Raw genomic sequence first — 1,662 nt, forward strand, 5'->3', positions numbered from 1 at the left:
GCAGGTGGCCAGCTCGCGCGACCAGTCGTAGGCGAAACCCATGCGCTTAAGTTGTGCGCGCATATGGTCGATATTGGAGTAGGTCCACTTCGCCGGCGCGACCTTGTTCTTGATCGCGGCGTTCTCCGCCGGCAGACCGAAGGCGTCCCAGCCCATCGGCTGCAACACGTTCTTGCCGAGCATGCGCTGATGCCGCGCGATCACGTCGCCGATGGTGTAGTTGCGCACATGGCCCATGTGCAGCTTGCCGCTCGGATACGGGAACATGGACAGGCAGTAGAACTTTTCCCGATTCGGGTCTTCGACAGCCTGAAAGGACTGGTTAAGCTCCCAGAAGGACTGGGCTTCGGTTTCGATATCAGCGGGGGCGTATTGTTCGTGCATTGCAGATATTGGCGGCAGGTCGGCGGTTGCCCGACCGGCAATGGTCGCGGAACGCGAAAGAGACGGGCGAAAAAGGTCGCTTACGATACCCCATGCGCAATCCGGTAAGAACCCGCCTCGGTGGCACTGTTCGGCTGGTCGTTCTCGCCGCCGCGGTGCTTTGCCCGGCGCTGGCCGCTGGCGAGCTGGAAGCGGTGTTCGGTTACCCGGCGAAGATCCATTCACCCAGCGCCAGCATGTTCCCCAAGTGGAGCGAGGTACAGCAACGCACGATCGATGCGGGTCCCGATGGTCCGCCGTGCGTCGAGGAAGGACTCCACGAATGCCATTACCGGAAGCTGGTTGGAATCGCTGACCGTGCCCGCAAGCTGCCGTTGCGCCGCCAGATCGAATTCGTGCACGAGTACGTCAACCGGCTGACCTACATCACCGATTTCGATCTGTACGGCGTCAGCGATTACTGGGCCACGCAATTCCAGTTCTATGGCCACGACGGTGGTGATTGCGAGGATTACTCGATCAGCAAGTACTACGCCCTGCGGCTGCTCGGACTCCCGCCGGATGCCCTGCGACTCACCATCGTGCGTGACACCAATCTGCGGGCGGACCACGCAGTGCTGGTCGTCGAGGCCGACGACCGGTTCTGGCTGCTGGACAGCAATCAGGACAAGGTTGTCGATACTGGCCGTGTCCATCACATGCTCCCGTACTACTCGATCAACGAGAACCACTGGTGGAGTTACATCGGTGTTCCCAAAGACATGGACAATTACTAGATGCGCTCCGAGTCCTCTTCACGTCGTTCCACGCTGATCGCCTTCGGTCTGCTCGTGCTGTTCCTGATCGGTGGTGTCTGGGGGGTCACCCGCGTCGTCGATCGCGAACAGGAACGCGAGACGAAACTCTGGGAGGATCGCCTGGGTGTGATCGCGGACAGCCGCGTCGACGCGGTCACGCGCTGGCTCGACGCGCAGCGCCAGGTCGCGATACAGATTGCCGACAACACCTCGTTGCAGCTCTACCTCTCGCAGATTCTGTATGCCGAGACTGGTGCCGATACCAGCCCGGAACTGAGCTGGCTGCGCGATCTGCTGGTCGCCGCTGCCGACCGTTCCGGATATCTCGAACACACCGGCCGGGAAGGCATCCGCGCGAACATCGAAGCCACCGGTCGCCGGGGTATCGGCCTGCTCGACGCAAGCGGCAAGGTGATCGCCGCCACGCGCGACTTCCCTGGCCTGGACGCCGCCGCGCGGGTCGCGATCGAAACCGCGCTGG

At 62.2% G+C, this 1,662-nt stretch carries 3 protein-coding genes; 2 read left to right on the forward strand and 1 reads right to left on the reverse strand.

Going from position 1 to position 1,662, the window contains the following annotated elements; genetic code table 11:
* The coding region (locus H6955_22215; GenBank protein MCP5316287.1) for a class I tRNA ligase family protein at positions 1-384 on the reverse strand (384 nt) is incomplete at its 3' end.
* A 92-nt stretch (positions 385-476) separates the two neighbouring features.
* Between H6955_22215 and H6955_22220 the strand changes: the two genes are divergently transcribed.
* Both H6955_22220 and H6955_22225 read left to right on the forward strand, forming a co-directional pair.
* Entirely contained in the window at positions 477-1,160 is a 684-nt protein-coding gene (locus tag H6955_22220) for a transglutaminase-like cysteine peptidase (protein MCP5316288.1), read from the forward strand.
* On the forward strand, positions 1,161-1,662 hold a 502-nt coding region (locus H6955_22225; protein ID MCP5316289.1), incomplete at its 3' end, for a hypothetical protein.

The organism is Chromatiaceae bacterium, assembly GCA_024235395.1.
In the GTDB taxonomy this organism is placed as follows: domain Bacteria; phylum Pseudomonadota; class Gammaproteobacteria; order Chromatiales; family Chromatiaceae; genus Thiosocius.